16 protein-coding genes are annotated in these 17,006 nt (G+C 62.2%); 7 read left to right on the plus strand and 9 right to left on the minus strand.

From position 1 onward, the window contains the following. Window positions 1-10 precede the first annotated feature (10 nt). The 6 genes from FB547_RS29705 to FB547_RS29730 form a co-directional block, all read right to left on the minus strand. The gene (locus FB547_RS29705; protein WP_261380451.1) at window positions 11-1,105 is read right to left on the minus strand and encodes an Ldh family oxidoreductase; all 1,095 of its coding nucleotides are present in this window, start codon (window positions 1,103-1,105) and stop codon (window positions 11-13) included. Between the two features lie 31 nt (window positions 1,106-1,136). Continuing rightward, entirely contained in the window at window positions 1,137-2,363 is a 1,227-nt protein-coding gene (locus FB547_RS29710) for an ABC transporter substrate-binding protein (protein ID WP_145747215.1), read from the minus strand. 115 nt (window positions 2,364-2,478) lie between these two features. Next, a complete protein-coding gene (locus FB547_RS29715) occupies window positions 2,479-3,495 on the minus strand; it encodes a branched-chain amino acid ABC transporter permease (RefSeq protein ID WP_145747216.1) in 1,017 nt (338 codons plus the stop codon). A gap of 7 nt (window positions 3,496-3,502) precedes the next feature. Then, window positions 3,503-4,390 carry a branched-chain amino acid ABC transporter permease gene (locus FB547_RS29720; protein WP_145747217.1) on the minus strand — a complete coding sequence of 296 codons (888 nt, stop codon included), beginning with the start codon at window positions 4,388-4,390 and terminating at the stop codon, window positions 3,503-3,505. Window positions 4,391-4,398: 8 nt separating this feature from the next. Further along, window positions 4,399-5,103, minus strand: a complete 705-nt coding sequence (locus FB547_RS29725) for an ABC transporter ATP-binding protein (RefSeq protein ID WP_145747218.1) — start codon at window positions 5,101-5,103, stop codon at window positions 4,399-4,401. Next, the gene (locus FB547_RS29730; protein ID WP_410000823.1) at window positions 5,096-5,899 is read right to left on the minus strand and encodes an ABC transporter ATP-binding protein; all 804 of its coding nucleotides are present in this window, start codon (window positions 5,897-5,899) and stop codon (window positions 5,096-5,098) included. The genes FB547_RS29725 and FB547_RS29730 overlap by 8 nt, the downstream gene beginning before the upstream one ends. Window positions 5,900-6,102: 203 nt before the next feature. Between FB547_RS29730 and FB547_RS29735 the strand changes: the two genes are divergently transcribed. Both FB547_RS29735 and FB547_RS29740 read left to right on the plus strand, forming a co-directional pair. Beyond that, a complete protein-coding gene (locus tag FB547_RS29735; protein ID WP_145747220.1) occupies window positions 6,103-6,786 on the plus strand; it encodes a helix-turn-helix domain-containing protein in 684 nt (227 codons plus the stop codon). A gap of 96 nt (window positions 6,787-6,882) precedes the next feature. Further along, window positions 6,883-7,494: a helix-turn-helix domain-containing protein gene (locus tag FB547_RS29740; RefSeq protein WP_145747221.1), complete on the plus strand. Its 612-nt coding sequence runs from the start codon at window positions 6,883-6,885 to the stop codon at window positions 7,492-7,494. 236 nt (window positions 7,495-7,730) lie between these two features. On the opposite strand, the gene ilvA is transcribed toward FB547_RS29740, so the two are convergent. The 3 genes from ilvA to FB547_RS29755 all read right to left on the minus strand — a co-directional run bounded on the left by ilvA (window position 7,731) and on the right by FB547_RS29755 (window position 11,840). Beyond that, a complete protein-coding gene (ilvA, locus tag FB547_RS29745; RefSeq protein WP_145747222.1) occupies window positions 7,731-9,272 on the minus strand; it encodes a threonine ammonia-lyase, biosynthetic in 1,542 nt (513 codons plus the stop codon). 88 nt (window positions 9,273-9,360) lie between these two features. Then, on the minus strand, window positions 9,361-10,122 hold the full coding sequence (locus FB547_RS29750) for an Asp/Glu racemase (RefSeq protein ID WP_145747223.1): 762 nt from the start codon (window positions 10,120-10,122) through the stop codon (window positions 9,361-9,363). An 83-nt stretch (window positions 10,123-10,205) separates the two neighbouring features. After that, window positions 10,206-11,840 carry a PLP-dependent aminotransferase family protein gene (locus FB547_RS29755; protein ID WP_145747224.1) on the minus strand — a complete coding sequence of 545 codons (1,635 nt, stop codon included), beginning with the start codon at window positions 11,838-11,840 and terminating at the stop codon, window positions 10,206-10,208. A 147-nt stretch (window positions 11,841-11,987) separates the two neighbouring features. Here FB547_RS29755 and FB547_RS29760 point away from each other — a divergent pair, with 147 nt between their 5' ends. The 5 genes from FB547_RS29760 to FB547_RS29780 all read left to right on the plus strand — a co-directional run bounded on the left by FB547_RS29760 (window position 11,988) and on the right by FB547_RS29780 (window position 16,954). Continuing rightward, window positions 11,988-13,433 (plus strand): amidase, encoded by a 1,446-nt coding sequence (locus tag FB547_RS29760; RefSeq protein WP_261380452.1) that lies wholly within the window; start codon window positions 11,988-11,990, stop codon window positions 13,431-13,433. Window positions 13,434-13,592: 159 nt separating this feature from the next. Beyond that, window positions 13,593-14,288 carry a pyridoxamine 5'-phosphate oxidase family protein gene (locus FB547_RS29765; RefSeq protein ID WP_145747226.1) on the plus strand — a complete coding sequence of 232 codons (696 nt, stop codon included), beginning with the start codon at window positions 13,593-13,595 and terminating at the stop codon, window positions 14,286-14,288. A 79-nt stretch (window positions 14,289-14,367) separates the two neighbouring features. Further along, a complete protein-coding gene (ggt, locus tag FB547_RS29770) occupies window positions 14,368-15,981 on the plus strand; it encodes a gamma-glutamyltransferase (RefSeq protein WP_145747227.1) in 1,614 nt (537 codons plus the stop codon). A gap of 44 nt (window positions 15,982-16,025) precedes the next feature. Then, window positions 16,026-16,463, plus strand: a complete 438-nt coding sequence (locus FB547_RS29775) for a nuclear transport factor 2 family protein (RefSeq protein WP_145747228.1) — start codon at window positions 16,026-16,028, stop codon at window positions 16,461-16,463. A 227-nt stretch (window positions 16,464-16,690) separates the two neighbouring features. Continuing rightward, window positions 16,691-16,954 (plus strand): tripartite tricarboxylate transporter substrate-binding protein, encoded by a 264-nt coding sequence (locus FB547_RS29780; RefSeq protein WP_145747229.1) that lies wholly within the window; start codon window positions 16,691-16,693, stop codon window positions 16,952-16,954. Window positions 16,955-17,006: the final 52 nt, after the last annotated feature.

The raw sequence follows: 17,006 nt of genomic DNA on the forward strand, positions 1-17,006 counted from the left end.
GCGACCATGCTCAGGCCACTGCCTTTGCAGGCTTTCCACGCAGCAGGTCGTCGCCCTCGTAGGCGTTGTCCTGCCGCACATAGGTGCCGGTGCTGAACAGCTTCAGCGTGTCGTACAGTGACTTCGGCACGGTGACGCCTTCCACCACCGTACGTCCGCGGGCTTCATACCGGCGCTGCGACGGCAGCCGCGTTCCCTCCTGCTCGAGGATCTTGCTGAACAGCTGTTCCCCGTGTTCCAACTGCGCCTTGCGGTTGCCGTTCTTGAGGCATCGAACAGGGTCGATGGCAATGATCAGCTCGCCGCCGCACGGCGCGCCGGTGTTCGCGGCATCCTTCTCGCCAGCCTCGTAGCTCAGCAGATCACCGACCAACGGACCGGCGAGTAACTCGACCATCATCGCAATGGAGGCGCCCTTCACACCACCGAACGGCAGCTGAGCGCCTGCAAGAGCGGCCTTCGGGTCCGTTGTCGGCTTCCCGTCCGGGCCCACCGCCCACCCTTCGGGCAGTGGCTTGCCATCACGCAGACGAACCTGGATTTCGCCGCGTGCGCTTGCGCTCGAAGCTTGGTCGAAGACCATCGGCGGATTGTTGAGCCGGGGCCAGGCAAAGGCCATGGGGTTGGTGCCGTAAAGCGGTTTGGTGCCGCCATGCGGCGCAACGTAGGGCGCTGCGGCGACAAACGCGAACGCGACCAGGCCACGGTTCGCCAGGCGCTCGACCTCTGGCCACAAGGCCGCCACGTTGAGGGCGTTGTTGACGGCCAGTGCGGCGATGCCCGTCTCCTGCGCCCGCTTGGCGAGGAGCTCATCGCCGACTTCCAGCGCCAGCGGTGAGAAGCCATAGTGGGCATCGACTCGCACCACGGCAGGCGCAAGGTCGTCGACTGTCGGCTCCGCATCACCGGAAGCTTGCCCAGCGCGCAATGCATTGACGTAGAAGGGAATGCGGAACAAGCCGTGATGGCGGCACTCGTCGCGCTCGGCCGCAGTCACCGTGTTGGCGATGGCGTTGGCGTGGGCCTGGTTGAAGCCCTGGGCGAGCAACAGCGTTGTTGCGAGCTCATGGACCTCGTCGAGTTTCATACGGATGGAATCGCTCACTTTTTTCTCCTTGGAAGGGTTTGGAAATTGATCACTTCTTGACCAGCGGACAGGCGCTGGTGGCGAGCGGCTGGAACGCTTGCTCTGCAGGGACGGTGGCAACGACCTTGTAGTAGTCCCAGGCGCGTTTGGATTCGGCCGGCTTCTTGACCTCGACGAGGTACATGTCGTGCATCACTTGCCCGTCCTCGCGGACGCGGCCGTTCTCGATGTTCATGTCCTTGATGGGCAGTTCGCGCATCTTGTCGGCGACCGCAGCCGCGTCATCGGTCTTGGCGGCCTCGATGGCCTTGAGGTAATGCCGCACGGCGGAGTAGACCCCCGCCTGGGTCATCGTCGGCATCGCCTTGCGGCGCGCGAAGAACTTCTCCGACCATGCGCGTGAGTCCGGGGTTCGGTCCCAGTAGAACGCCGTCAGGAACTGCAGGCCTTGCGCGGCTTGCAGCCCCATGCTGTGCACATCCGTCAGAAAGACAGAGGGCGCCGCCAGCGCCTGCTTCGGGGTGATGCCGAACTCAGTCGCCTGCTTGACGATCGAGGTCATGTCGCTGCCGGCGCTCGCCGCCACGATCAGCTTGGCCTTGGAGGCCTGCCCTTGAAGCAGGTACGAACTCAGGTCCGAGGAGTTGAGGGGAAAACGCAACTCGCCGACGACCTTTCCGCCGTTGTCGGTGACGGCCTTTCGGACATCGTTCGCAAAGGCATGGCCAAACGCGTAGTCCACCGTCAGGAGATAGACGGAGTCCAGGCCGCGTTGGGTCATGAGACGGGCGAGGCCATACCCGTTGCTGTAGCTGTTGTAGACCCACTGGGTGGACAACGGCGTGCACGCCTTTCCAGTGAAGTCGGAGGACGCTGCAGTGATCAGCGTGATCTTCTTGCGCTCGTTCGCGAGTGCCTGCACGGCGAACCCCACGCTGGAGTTCGAGAAATCGGCGATCGCGTCGACGCCGTCCTTGTCGAACCAGGCTCGCGCGATGCCTGCGCCGATGTCCGCCTTGTTTTGGTGGTCCGCCCAGACAAGTTCGATCTTCTTGCCGAGCACCTGGCCACCGAACTCTTCGATCGCGAGGCGGGCGGCCTCCACCGAGCCAACGCCGGCCAAGTCTGAGTACAGGCCGGACTGGTCGTTCAGGATGCCGATCTTCACGACATCGCCTGACACTTGCGCGCTGGCAGGTCCCGAGGCAACAACGCTCGCGATGGCGGTGAGCGCAGCCAAGCCGGCTGCGAAGAACTTGAGCGCTTTCGAGGACATGTTCATTCCTTTCTGAGGAAGTTGGTAGTGGTCATGGAAAAGGTGTCTGCACTCGCGTGCGTCCAGGGCAACGCTTTTGCATCTCATGCAAACTGAAAATCAAAAAAAGTGGAGATCAGCGGTGTGGATTCGCACCCTTCGGGGCGGCAAGCCCGACAGCGTGTTCTTGATGGCCAGGGTGTTCAGCAGCCTCGGTCAGTGAACTCTTGCGAGCGCGCCATACCTCGAATTCACCCACCAGTCCGCGACGGAAGACCATGACCACGGTGACCAGGATCACCCCCTGGATCACCATCACCCACTCACCAAGCGGAGCCAGGTATTCCTGCATGGCGAGAATGCAGACCGCTCCCACCAAGGGACCCAGGACGGTACCCATGCCGCCGACCAGCACCATCAGAACCACTTCGGTGGCCATGTGCCAATTCACGTCTGTGAGTGAAGCAAGCTGAAAGACGAGCACTTTGGTTCCGCCAGCCAACCCGGTCAGCGCGGCCGAGAGCACAAACGCCAGCAACTTGTACCGATTGACCTTGTAGCCCAGCGAGACGGCTCTCGGCTCGTTGTCGCGTATGGCTTCGAGCACCTGGCCGAAAGGTGAATGAATCGTCCGGTGATAGATGGCGAACGCCGCGAGGAACATCACGAGCACGATGACATAGAGGGCCTTGTCGTTGGCGGTGTCGAGCAGGCCGAGGACCACTGGCCGAGGAACCTTCTGCAGACCGTCCTCGCCACCAGTGAACGGCGCCTGAAGGCAGAAGAAATAGACCATCTGTGCCAGGGCCAACGTGATCATCGCGAAGTAGATTCCTTGCCTTCGGATCGCGATCGCGCCGGCGATAAAGCCCAGCACCGTGCTCGCCAGGACGGCACAGAGCAGCGCAATCTCGAACGGCCAACCCCATTCCTTGAGGGTATACGCCGTGACATAGGCAGACATGCCAAAAAACATGGAATGCCCGAGTGACAACAGCCCAACATAGCCGACGAGCAAGTTGACCGCACACGCGAATATCGCGAAGCACATCACCTTCATCAGGAAGATGGGGTAGATCAGCGCGGGCGCAATCACTGCAGCCGCCAATAGGAAGACGATCGGGCGAAGTGTCAAAGAAGCGTCTTGTCTCATGGTGTTCTCACTTGATCTTTCCGAAGAGTCCCGCCGGCTTGACGAGCAGCACGATGACCATGACGAGGAAGATCACGGTGGCGGACGCCTGCGGATAGAAGAGTTTGGTCAGTCCCTCGATGGCACCCAGCGAGAATCCCGTCAGGATGGAACCCATGATCGACCCCATGCCACCGATGACGACGACCGCGAAGACGAGGATGACGAGGTTGGAGCCCATCAGCGGGCTGACTTGATAAATCGGAGCCGCCATGACCCCAGCCAGTGCCGCGAGGCCCGCGCCAAAGGCATAGGTAAGCGTGAGCAAGACAGGAACGTTGATTCCGAATGCCCGCACAACGTCAGGGTTCTCGGTCGCGGCCCGAAGGTAGCTTCCCAATCGGGTCTTCTCGAGAAGAAGCCATGTAGCCAGGCAGACCGCGAACGACGCAGCCACCACCCAGGCCCGGTAGTAAGGCAGGAACATAAATCCCAGGTCCATTCCTCCTGGCATGGTGTTCGGGTAAGGCAGTCCCGATGAGCCAAAGCCCTTCCTAAACACGCCCTCGACGATCAGCATCAAGCCGAAGGTCAACAGCATCCCGTAGAGGTGGTCCAGGCGATACAGGTGACGCAGCAGCAGCCGCTCAACGAGCACAGCTGCCAGCCCGACGGCAAGCGGCGCCACCAGCAGCGCAACCCAATATCCGACGCCGGCCCACGTCAACAACATCCAGGCCACGAACGCTCCGACCATGAACTGAGCGCCGTGCAGGAAGTTGATCACATTGAGCAGGCCGAAGATGATTGCGAGGCCAAGACTCAGCATGGCGTAGAACGCCCCGTTCATCAGACCCAGCAGGAGCTGACTCATGAACGCATTTGTGGGGATGCCCAAAATTGATTCGATGCCCATGTGGCGCCTCACACGCTCAGGTAGGCGCTCAACTGAGCGCTCTTGTTGTCGATCTCTGTGCTGGAGAACGTGTCGACTACTTCGCCATGCTCCACGACGTAGTGACGATCGGCTACGCTGGTCGCGAACCTCACGTTCTGCTCAACCAGTAGGATGGAGATGCCACGCGCCTTGAGCTTCTGGATGGTCAATCCGATCTGCTCGATGATCACCGGAGCCAATCCCTCGCTCGGCTCATCGAGCAACAGCAGCTGCGCGCCGGTGCGCAGGATGCGGCCGATGGCAAGCATCTGCTGCTCTCCACCGGACAGCTTCGTTCCAGGACTCTTCATGCGCGGAGCCAGATTCGGGAACAGCGTCAGGATTTCTTGGACGCCCATGCCTCCTGGGCGCACCACGGGCGGAAGCATGAGGTTTTCCTGCACAGTCAAGCCGGAGAAGATGGCCCGCTCCTCTGGGCACCACGCTATGCCGGCGCGGGCGACTGCCTCGGGAAGCCGCCCCATCAGTTCCCGGCCCTCGAACACTACGGAACCGCTTTTCCTGGCGACCAAGCCCATGATGGCGCGAAGCGTCGTCGTCTTGCCTGCACCGTTTCGGCCAAGGAGGGTGACGACCTCGCCTCGATGAACGGTGAAGTTCATTCCATGCAGAATCCGGCTCTCGCCATACTGCGCGTGCAGGTCGCCGACACGAAGATGGGCCTCAGCCATGAGCGCCTCCCATATAGGCGGACACGACCTCGGGATTCTTTGAAACGGCCTCGTAGGTTCCTTCCGCGAGCACCTCCCCGCGACACAGAACGGTGATCGTGTTCGCGAGCCGCGCGACCACGCCCAGGTTGTGCTCGACCATCAAGACGGTCCGCCCCTTCGAGACCCTTTGAATGAGCGCCGCGACGGTCTCGATGTCCTCGCGTCCCATGCCCGCCATCGGCTCGTCGAGCAAAAGCACCTGGGGGTCCAGCGCCAGAGTCGTTGCAATCTCCAGTGCGCGCTTGCGGCCGTAGGACAGCGTTCCTGCCACTTGGTCGCGCTGATGAAGCAAGCCGACCGACTCGAGAAGCCGGTCCACGTCCGCATCCAATGCTTTGAGGCTGGAGAGCGGCTTCCAGAAGTGATACGTCGTTCCCAGCCGGCGCTGCAGCGCCACACGAACGTTTTCGCCAAGCGAGAGCTTCGGGAAGATGGCGGAGATCTGAAAAGATCTCACGAGACCCCGACTGGCAACGTCTTCGGGCGCAGCCGAAGTGATGTCCTGCCCGTTGTAGAAGATGCGGCCAGAGGTGGGCCGGATGAATCGAGTGATCAGATTGAAGCAGGTCGTCTTGCCCGCGCCATTGGGGCCGATCAGGGCGTGGATGGTCTCGCGCCGTACTCGAAGGTCCACACTGTTCACGGCGGTGAAGCCGCCGAAGTCCTTGGTTAAGCCTTCGACGACGAGCGCGTGACTGCCCACTGCGTCGGGGAGGTTCTCCGTCATGCCGGCTGAAATGCCTGGAGCTGTCATCGTTTCAAGTTTGTATGAGAAACACAATGATGTGCATGACATGCACATTTGTCTATAGGGAAATTTATTGATCTCTTTTTGCCTATGATGCATATTCTGTGCCTACCAAGGAACCTCTCTAAGACACGCGGAAAGGGCAGACGGGAACCGCCTTGGTGCATGCCGCACCTTTCAGTGATGCATTCAGACAGCCAACGAAACTCATGGAAGAAAACAAAGCCGATCTCGACGAGACCATCAGGACAGTGGCCAGGCGTTTGGGTGAGCGGTTGCGCGATGCACGACGCTCCAAGGCCATCACGCTTGAGGTCCTCAGCGCCAAGACCGATCTATCGGCGGGCTTTCTGTCTCGCCTCGAGCGCGGAGAGACCAGCGCTTCGATCTCCAACCTCATCGTGATCTCGGAGAGCCTGGGGATCGCATTGCGTGACTTCTTCGAGGTTGTGCAGGGATGTCCCCGACCCGACTATGTGTTGACGCGGGCAAGGGACAGGAGTTGTGAAGCTCCGCTGAGTGCCGGCGGCTACACCTACCGCCTCACCAGCGGCGATCTGGAGGGTCAACAGGTCAGCGCGTTCGAACTCGTCTACCCTGCCGGCGAGACGATGCATCCAGAGGTACTGACACACCGAGGCGAGGAAGTTCTCTATCTTCTTGAAGGCACCATGGAGTTCCGCATCGGTTCCGACACGATGGTCTTGGAGCCCGGAGACTGCGTGCACTTTGCTTGCGATCAACCGCATGCCGGCGAGAACATCGGGCACGGAGAGGCACGCCTGTTGATGATTGTCTCGCCCGTCGACTCCATCGACATACCGGTTGCCCGAATGTCTGCGCGCGGCCCCGACTCGGCCACAAGCCTTACCCGGTTCACAGGCGGGAAGTAGCGCCACCGGCGCCTGCCTGTGAGCTCCACATCCTCCGTTCTTTGCCGCACCGTGCCGCGATGGTAGATTTGCACCACACACAAAATCAGCGCTGCGATGGACAAGAACAAGTCAGAACTCGAGGAAAAGACCCGGGCCGTTGCAATCCGGCTCGGTGCGAGGATCAGGGAAGCCCGCCGCGCCAAGCAGATCACCCTCGAGCGTCTGAGCAAAGATACAGACCTCTCCCCGGGTTTCCTGTCGCGCCTGGAACGCGGCGAATCGAGTGCCTCGATCTCCAACCTGATCGTGATTGCGGGCCGCCTTGGCATCCCACTGGGCGATTTTTTCGAGGATCCTGATGCAAAGGCCGCTCCGCACTACATCCTGAACAGAGCCAAGGACCGCGGTGGCGAACCGCCACTCACTGCTCGGGGATACTCGTACCACCTCATGAGTGGAGAGCTCATCGATCAGCAGATGAGCGCTTTTGAACTGGTCTACCCGGTCGGCGAGTCGATGGACCCGGAGGTCCTGACGCACGCAGGCGAGGAAGTGCTGTACCTGTTGGACGGGCGGTTTGAATTCCGAATCGGCGACAAAACACTGGTGCTCGAGCCAGGCGACTGTGTCCACTTCTCTTGCGAACAGCCACACAGCGGCAAGAACGTCGGCCATTCACCCGCGCGGCTCCTCATGATAGTGACGCCCGTCAACTCCTTCGGGTGACCTCCATCCGCGCTATTCCGCCTATGAGCCGTCTGGCATTGGGCCCCTCTAACCCGAGCATCGGTTTCTGCCGGAAAACGGCCATCCCGATCGATCGACTCGTGATCGAGCGCTCCCTGAGCATCGGCACGGCAGCAGCCGTCGGCAACGCGTCCTTGATGACCATCAGCTGAGTTTGTCGGGGCCCCGCGCAAGTCGGGCCTCGCACGAGCACCGGGCGACGTCCGATCATGCTTTTAGCTGCGCGGCCCCAGGAAAAGCCGGTAGGAAGGAGCGGACGTGAACTCCTCATGCGGATAGCCCACTCTCTCTAGAACACGGTGGAAATCGTCCTCGTCTGGGCTGGGCACCTGCAGGCCAACCAACACCCGGCCATAGTCGGCGCCTTGGTTGCGGTAGTGGAACATCGTGATGTTCCAGTTGTGCGGCAAAGACGAGAGAAATTGCATCAGGGCACCCGGACGCTCCGGAAAGACGAACTGCAGCACACGCTCGCCCGCGGCGAGCGGCGAGCGCCCGCCCACCATGTGCCGCATGTGCTCCTTGGCCAGTTCATCGTGCGTCAGATCTTGGGCGGAGAAGCCAGCCTGCGCCAGGACTTCGGCAATGCGTGTCGTTTCCCCTGCGGCGTGGATCGTCAACCCGGCCAGCACCGAGGCATTCTCGGCGTCGCATACACGGTACTTGAGTTCCGTGATGCTGCGGGCGGGGCCGGACAGGGCGTCGATGGTCTTGCACAGGCGCAACAGGCTTCCAGGTGATTCGGGAAGCGTGACCGCGAGCAGGCCCTCCCGCTCTTCACCGATCTCCGCCCGTTCCGCAACGAACCGGAGCCTGTCGAAGTTCATGTTGGCGCCGCTGAGAATGGCCACATACGTCTCTCCGCGCGTCTCTCGCTGCTTGACGTACTGCTTCACGGCGGCCACTGCCAGCGCCCCGGCCGGTTCCACGATGCTGCGAGTGTCGGTGAATACATCCTTGATCGCTGCACAGATGGAGTCCGTATCCACCGTCACATAGTCGTCCACAAGGCTGCTGACGATGCGAAAGGTCTCCGCGCCCACGTGCTTCACGGCCGTTCCATCCGAGAACAAGCCCACGTCGCCCAGCGTGACGCGTTCGCGAGCCAGAGCCGATCGCGCCATGGCATCCGAGTCGACGGTCTGCACCCCGATCACTTGAACCTCCGGGCGGACCGCCTTGACGTACGCAGCGACGCCAGCAATCAACCCGCCGCCGCCGACTGGTACGAACACGGCTTGCAGCGGCGCCTGGTGCTGCCTCAGGATCTCCATCCCTACCGTGCCTTGCCCGGCGATCACATCGGGGTCGTCGAAGGGATGCACAAACGTCAACCCGCCTGCCCCCTGTAGTTCCAGGGCATGAGCGTATGCCTCGGAGTAGCTCTCCCCGTGCAGCACCACGGTGCCCCCCAGTCCCTTGACCGCCTCGATCTTGACGCGCGGCGCGGTAAAAGGCATGACGATGACCGCGGTCGCGCCCAAGCGCCGCGCGGCAAGTGCGACACCTTGGGCATGGTTACCCGCAGAGGCACAGATCACCCCGCGACGCATCTCCTCGGGCGACAACTGAGCGATCTTGTTGTAGGCGCCGCGGAGCTTGAAGCTGAACACGGCCTGCTGGTCTTCGCGCTTCAGGAGAACCTGATTGCCGAGCCGGCTCGACAACTCTCTGGCAGGCTGCAACGGGGTTTCCACGGCCACGTCATACACGCGGGCCCTGAGGATCCTCTTCAGGTATTCGTTGAGGTCGAGCATCGGAGGTGACGGCGCTCTCACGGACGAAGGTGCGGCAGCGAAGCATGTCGCAAGAGGCGGGAACGCCGTCGGAGGACGCCTGCCACGGCTAGTCTGCGTAGAGGCGCCCGAGCGAGCCCTGGAAGTTCTTGATGCCGGCAAGCTTCTGCATGTGCCATGCCAGCGCATGATTGCTTGAAGTCGCGGGCTTGCCCGTGAGGCGCTCGATGATCGGAATGGCACCGAAGCTCGGCAGCGTGGTGCATGAGATGAAGACACCATCGACGTCCGACTTCACTCCACCGCCCGCATGGACGGCGGCCTCGACCACGCTGTTCGTGGAAATGGCGCCCACCTTCAGGTCATCGGGCTCTTCGAACGAGACCACGGAGTCCACGTCCAGCCCGCGGGCACGCAGTCCGTCCACGATCTTCCGGTTCACCGTGCTCTCGTAGGGAGTGACCAGCTTGATCTTCTTCATGCCCAGCGACCTGCATGCCGCAATGCAAGCAGTAACCGGTTCGGTCACCTGCACGCCCGGATGTGCTTGGCGGATGATGCTTGCGACCCGTTCCTCTCCCAGGAGCATCGTGGCCGACGTGCAGCCGTAGCCCACTACATGCGGCTTGAACTCGGCGGGGATCAAGGCCGCCGTCGGCTGCAGCAGGTCCGACATGGCCTCCAAGGTCGCGGCGGTGATCTCGAAGTCGTTGAAGATGCGACTGTGGTACAGGGAGACGGGCTGCGAGGTTGGAAGGCTCGATCGCACCTCGCCCTCGATGGTGCGGTCCGTGCGCAGCACGATCAGCGCCAGGCGCCGTGCCTCTGTGTCATCTTGCGTAAGTTCGTAGCCAATTCGAGTCTGAAGCATAAGCGGTTCCCTTCGTGATCCGGGAAGCGTATGCACCGAAGGGCTCCTGCTGCAGGCCACTTCGCGCCGGTTACTCAGACCAGTTAAGCAGCAGTCGACGCGCCTTGGCCCCAGACCACTTCGAGTCGGTCGATGGCCGCCTTCATCTGAGCCTCGTTGCTCGAAGCAAAGCCAAACTGGAACCCACGCTGCGGTTCCACATGGACGAAGTACTGAGACAGGGGCGGACAGACGATATTCGCATTGCGAGCACGGCGTGAGAGGGCCACGTCGTCCATCGGGCGCTTCGCGACCGCCGCGAGGTTCAGTCCAGCCGGATCCGAGATGACCGACAGCATCAGTCCCATCCTCTGGGAGATCAGCTCGCACAGCAGCGAGTGGCGTGCCGAGTAGATCTCTCGCAATCGGCGGATGTGCGAGTAAAAAGCTCCCCGTTCGATGAACTGGAGCATGGCGGCCTGGATCACGCCCGGAGGACAGCCGTCCGACCAGGTTCGGATACTCAGAAAAACATCAACGAGTTCTTCCGGGACGACGAGGTAACCCAGCCTCAAGGACGGAAACATGATCTTGTTGAACGTTCCAGCATAGATCACCCGGCTGTACTCGTCAGACCCCTGCAGGGAAGGCAAGGGCTTGCCGTCATACCGAAATTCGCTGCTGTAGTCGTCTTCAAAGATGAAGCACGATGTCCGGCGCGCCCACTCGAGGAGTGCCCGGCGGCGCGCGAGGCTCATGGTTCTACCCATCGGATACTGATGCGACGGGGTGGTGTAGAGCAACTTGGCGCCGCCGTTGTCATCCGGCACCATGACACCTTCTTCATCCAGCGGGACACCCCTCAGATTCAATCCCGCCGACACCATGGCATTCCTGGCGCCCAGGAAGCCCGGGTCCTCAATCAACACCCGGTCACCCGGCTGCGTCAGCACGCGCAAGGTGAGATCGAACGCGTGCTGAGCACCAGAGACAATGATGATCTGGTCCGCCGTGCAACGGACCCCACGTGCACTCGCCAGGTAGCCAGCAAGTGCCTCCCGAAGCGGCCTGTAGCCGGCCGGGTCGCGAGTTTCCAGCAGGGCGGCCGTCGCGTGCTTCCAGGACTTTGCGCAGAAGTCGCTCCAGGAGTGATAGGGGAACTGATCGATTGCCGGCATCCCTGGAGCGAAAGGCGTAGCCACTGACAGGCTTTGCAAATCCATCAAGCTGGTGCTGCGCGAGACATGCTTTGGCAAGGTGTCCAGCAAGGCAACCTGCTGCTGGATGGCCACGGCGCCCGGCACGTGGCTGCGCTTGAGCGAGCTTGGCGCGGGCGCGGCACTCCCGGTCAACAAGTCAGCTGATCGCTCGCGCACTCGCGAGCCGGAGCCGACGCGGGTCTCGACGAATCCCTCTGCGCTGAGTCTGGCGATGACACTGAGCGCCGTGGCCCTGCCGATGTCGAGCGTTCGGGCGAGCTCGCGCGTCGACGGCAGGAGGTCGCCTGATTTCAGGCCGCCGGTGACGATCAGGTGTTCAATCCCGGTGGCAACCTGGTCCACCACGGTCACCGGGCTTTGCCGGTTGATCACCAGGGTCTCGAGCAGGCGCGCCCTGGACGCCCGCGCTCGCCGTCGCCGGGGCTTGGGCTGCGCACCAAAGTGGTTCGACTCATCGATTGAAAGTGGCCCGTTCATCGCGCTGTTCCCCGTCAAGAATGCGCCAAGTCGCTTCGGCATGGTGCCGAGTGTGGCTCGCTGAAGATGCAAGTGGCATGCCACTTACATGACAGACGACGTTAAGTGGCTCGACGCGGGGGGTCTGTTATGCGCCCGGCCGCGGTTCAAGGAGAAATGATGAGTGAAACCGCCTCCGTGAGGCCTGCCTTGACCGACCTGACGGCTTCCGAACTCGCCGATGGCCTGCGGCGCCGGTCGTTCTCTTGCCGCGAGCTGATGCAGGCCACGGTCGATCGCATTCATGCGCTCAACCCCATCTTCAACACTGTCGTAAACATGGCTCCGGTCGAGAAGCTATTGGCCGAAGCCGATGCTGCTGACGCCGAACTGGCCAGCGGCAAGGTGCGGGGCTGGCTGCATGGCATCCCCATGGCCGTCAAGGATTTCGCAGACGTCCTTGGCTTCCCCACCACGAAAGGTTGCGAGCTGCTGGCCCGCAATATGCCGACGAGCGACTCCATCCTGACCGCACGCATGAAGGCCGCCGGCTGCATCGTGATCGGCAAGACGACGACGCCTGAGTTCGGACTGGGCTCGCATACGTTCAGCACTCTGTGGGGTGTGACCCGCAATGCATGGGATCCGGCAGTGAGCGCCGGCGGCAGCAGCGGAGGCGCGGCCGTTTCCCTGGCGCAGCGCATGCTCCCTATTGCGGACGGGTCAGACGGAATGGGTTCACTGCGGAACCCGGCAGGCTGGAACCATGTCTTCGGTATGCGCCCGTCGCAAGGAAGGGTGCCCCAGGCTGGAATGTCGGACGTGTGGATCGACCTGCTCTCGAACGAGGGTCCCATGGGCCGTAGCATCCGCGATGTGGGGCGGCTTCTGGCCACACAAAGCGGTTTCGATCCGCGTTCGCCGCTTTCCATGCAGATGCCTTTGGGCTGGAACGAAAACGAGGCCGTCGATCCGGGGATTCTCAGGGGCATGCGCATAGGCTGGCTGGGCGACCTTGGCGGCCACCTCGCGATGGAAACCGGGGTGCTGGACGCCTGTCGCGAAGCGCTGCGTCACCTCGAAGCGGCGGGCGCCGTGGTCGAGGAGGTGCCATTGGGGTTCGATCCCAAGCAGCTGTGGGAATGCTGGCTGACTTGGCGCCGCGCAGGCGCGGGGCCACGTGTCGGCGCGCTCATGCAACTGCCGGGTGCCAAGGAGAAGATCAAGCCGGAGGCTCAGTGGGAGTACGAGTGCTCGCGTGGCATGAGCTTCACCGATTTCCGTCAGGCGAGCCAGGTTCGCACGAACTACTACCAGCACATGCGCACCATGCTGGATCAGTGGGACCTGCTCGTGCTGCCCTCCGCGCAGTGTTGGCCGTTTAACGCGGATGAGCGCTGGCCCAAGCAGATCGCGGGACGTGAGATGGACACCTACCACCGCTGGATGGAGGTCGCAATCTATGCCACCCTGGGCGGCTTGCCGGCCTTGGTGGTACCCGCCGGCTTCCATGCGAACGGCCGTTGGCCCATGGGCATCCAGCTGATCGGCCCGTACGGCGGCGACGCCGGGGTGCTGCGTGCAGGAGCGGCATACGAGCAGATCCGCGGGGACTTCATCGCGAGGCGACCGGCATCAGTCGGACCCGCCAAGTAGATCCGGGCGGCCGCGCAGCATGCCCGCTCGCAAAGTGGCCTGCAGCAACGCCGCGAAGTGGCCCGTCAGTGACACTTAGATCCGTCAAGAATCGTTAGCAAGACACTTTTCGCACCCCCGCGCTCCAGGGGAAGCGCCCCGCAATCCGAAGGAAAGTCGATGACTGAGAAGTACGAAGTGACAGAGCGGACGAAGCTAACGCGTCGTCCGCACCGTGGGATCTACGACAAGGAGGCCATCCGCGCCATCCTGGACGAAGGGTTCATGTGCAATGTGGCCTACGTCCACGAAGGCGCGCCCCGCGTGTTGCCGACCGGCTACGGCCGGATGGGCGACTACATCTACATTCACGGCTCCAACCAGAGCACCATGCTCAGCGCGGCGCTGAGTGGGGAGGTGTGCGTCCTTGTCACTCATGTGGATGGCCTCGTCTTGGCACGCGCACTTTACAACCACTCCGTCAACTACCGTTCCGTGGTGGTGTTCGGGCGTCCAGAAGAAGTGACGGATCCACAGGAGAAAGTCGCCTCCTTCGAGGCCTACGCACGCCACGTCCTGAAAGGCCGTTTTGCCGATGTGAGGCCTCCGAACTCCAAGGAGTTGAACAGCACGACGGTGATGCGCATTCCCATTGCCGAGGCTGTGGCAAAGATGCGGTCGGGTCCGCCCACCGATTTCGAGCTCGATCTGGACCGCGATTGCTGGGCCGGTGAACTGCTGATTAAGCAGGTCTTCGCGGGTGCCATCCGCGATCCCCAAGGTCGGCAGGACGTCCCGGTGCCGCGGTACATCGAGGAGTACGAGAAGCTGCCCAGCGTGGAACGGCAGGAGGTCGACAACACTCCGGACGCATGACGCTCCGATAGCACACTCCGCCCGGCGAAGCGGCAGCGGGCCACCGGCGCCGTGGGCTCAAATTGATGGAAGAGTCGACATGAGCAGCAAAGGAATGGTGAGCTGTCCGCAGCCTGAAGCGGCCGAGTCGGGCGTTGAAATCCTGCGGGCAGGCGGGAGCGCGGTCGACGCGGCAGTCGCCTGCGCCCTTGTGCAAACCGTGGTGGATCCGCTGATGTGCAGCATTGGCGGCTTCGGCACGGCCGTCGTACACCGCCCAGAAGCCGGCATTCACGAGTATGTGGACTTCCACGCTCCCGCGCCGCTTGGCGCTCGCGCAGACATGTGGGAGCACTTGCTGGAGGGTGAGACGCGCGACGGTTTCGGCTTCAGCATCAAGGGCCGCTTGAACGACATCGGCTACCAAGCCATCGCCGTTCCGGGAACGCTCAGCGGGCTGGAGCGCCTGCACGAGCGGCATGGCCGCCTTCCGTGGCGAGAAGTGGTCGCGCCCGCCATTGCATGGGCCCGGGACGGGTTCATGGTACGGCCGGCGATGTATGCGTTCTGGATCGACGAGCCGCTCGCTGGTCGAGCAAGCAACAGAGATCGGCTTCTCTACTCGGCCTCCGGTCGGGAACTTTTCTGCCGGCCGGACGGCACTCCCAAGACCATCGGCACACCGCTGCGAAACCCGGACTACGCGAACACGCTGGAAACGATCGCGCGTGATGGCGCAGCGTCCTTCTACCGCGGTGAACTCGCCCACCGTATGGTGGAGGACTTTGCTGCCCACGGCGGCCTGCTGTCTTTGCAAGATCTCGCGACTTACGCACCACGCGAGAACGCTCCGCTGGCAGGAACCTACAGGGACCGGCGCATCACCACCAACCAGCCCCCCGGTGGCGGCGCGATGCTGCTCCAGATGCTCAACATCTTGGAGCAGTTCGACCTGAAGGCGTTCGGGCACAACACGCCGGAATACATCCGCATCGTATGCGAGGCCATGAAGCGCGCCACTATCGACAAAGACCGTCATCTCGGCGATCCGGCGTTTCTAGAGGTGCCGCTGGATCGCCTGCTCTCAAAAGCCTACGCGGTGCAGGCTGCTGCCGCCATCAAAGCCGGCGAGAAGGCCGACGTGCCCCGTCTCAACTTGGGGGCGCCTGTTCCCAAGGACACGACGCACCTGTCCGTGGTGGATGGTGAACGCAATTGTGCCGCCATCACGCATTCGCTCGCGATGCCGTCCGGTGTGATGACGCCGGGCCTTGGCTTCATGTACAACGGCTGCATGGGCGTGTTCGACCCGCGACCAGGCAGAACGGGCAGCATCGCACCCGGAAAAGCACGGTTCACTTCGGCCTGCCCCACCATCGTGTTCCGCGGAGACGAGCCCGAAATTGTGCTTGGCGCGCCGGGCGGGACGCAGATCGCGATGGGCGTACTGCAGACGATCCTGAACGTTGCGGATCATGGGATGAACATGCAAGAGGCCGTATCTGCTCCGCGCTTCTCGTCCACGAGCAACATCATCGATATTTCGAATCGCATTCCACGCTCCGTGTCCCGGCCGCTCGAGAGTCTGGGCTACGAAGTGGTTCGGAACCCCTTCGGGTACACGATTGCTTCTGTGCACGGGATCCGCATCAACGGCGAACGGCTCGAGGGTGGCGCCGACCCTGGCCGCGACGGCGTGGCTTACGAGGCTTGATCGTCAGGCGACCTGATTGCACCTTTATTTACCGGAGAGATCCCATGACCGATTGGAAGAGCTATCAAGACGGCAGTGCAGCCCTCGATGCGGAGACCGCACAGAATTGGCTGAATCAAGTGGTGGCGACCTGCAGCACCTTGGATCCTGAGCTCATCCTAGATATCTTCACGGATGACGTTATCGCCGACCTCGGCGCAGTCTTCCTTACCGGCAAGGAGCAGCTGCGTCCGATCATCCGTGAGCGATATTCGAGATACACCCACTACGACCTTCGCAAGACTGTTCGCGCAGTCGCCGGCGACCTGGTTATCTGTGACGCGCGATTGCGCTGGAAGTCGCCTGAACACCCAACGCTGCAGCACACTCGAGCCATCGAGATTCTTCAAGTCCGCGATGGCCGAATTGCACGCTGGGACAATGCGAGTTCGTCGTGGTCTGCCACTGAGGGTGAGGGTGTTCGCCTGGCGCCTGGCGCCTGATGACGCAGTTGCGTGACCTTGCGCACGCGTGCCCTCCTCCGACCTTCCAGCTTGAAAAATCCCGGACCTGCGTGTCCTGCCGGGCGCATCGGCGCGCGGCACCTTCTGGACCGCGATAAGTAGTGCATCTGAAAACCCGTAACCGGTCTTTCCCTTTCCGACAAAGTGGTACGCGGGACAGAAATCGATCCAACTAGATTTGGAACGTCACTACCAAGGAACCCACCATGTCTTTCCGCAATCTCGCATTCGGCGCCCTGCTGGCGGCCATCCTTCTGCCGGCTTCCGCACAGACCGACAAGTTCCCATCCCGACCGATCAGGCTGGTCGTGCCCTGGAGCGCAGGGGGCAACACGGACGGTATCGCACGGCTGATGGCCTTGAAGCTTTCGGCGCGAATAAACCAGCAGGTGGTGGTAGACAACAAGCCCGGCGCGAACGGAATCGTCGTATGCGGTCAATTAACCACGCCCTTGTTGAGTGAACGATGAGCTGTGAGGCTACGTGTCCATGTAGAGCAACATGGACATGTAGAGATGACAG

Origin of the sequence: Variovorax beijingensis, assembly GCF_007828835.1 — a bacterium.
Classification (GTDB): Bacteria; Pseudomonadota; Gammaproteobacteria; order Burkholderiales; family Burkholderiaceae_C; genus Variovorax; species Variovorax beijingensis_A.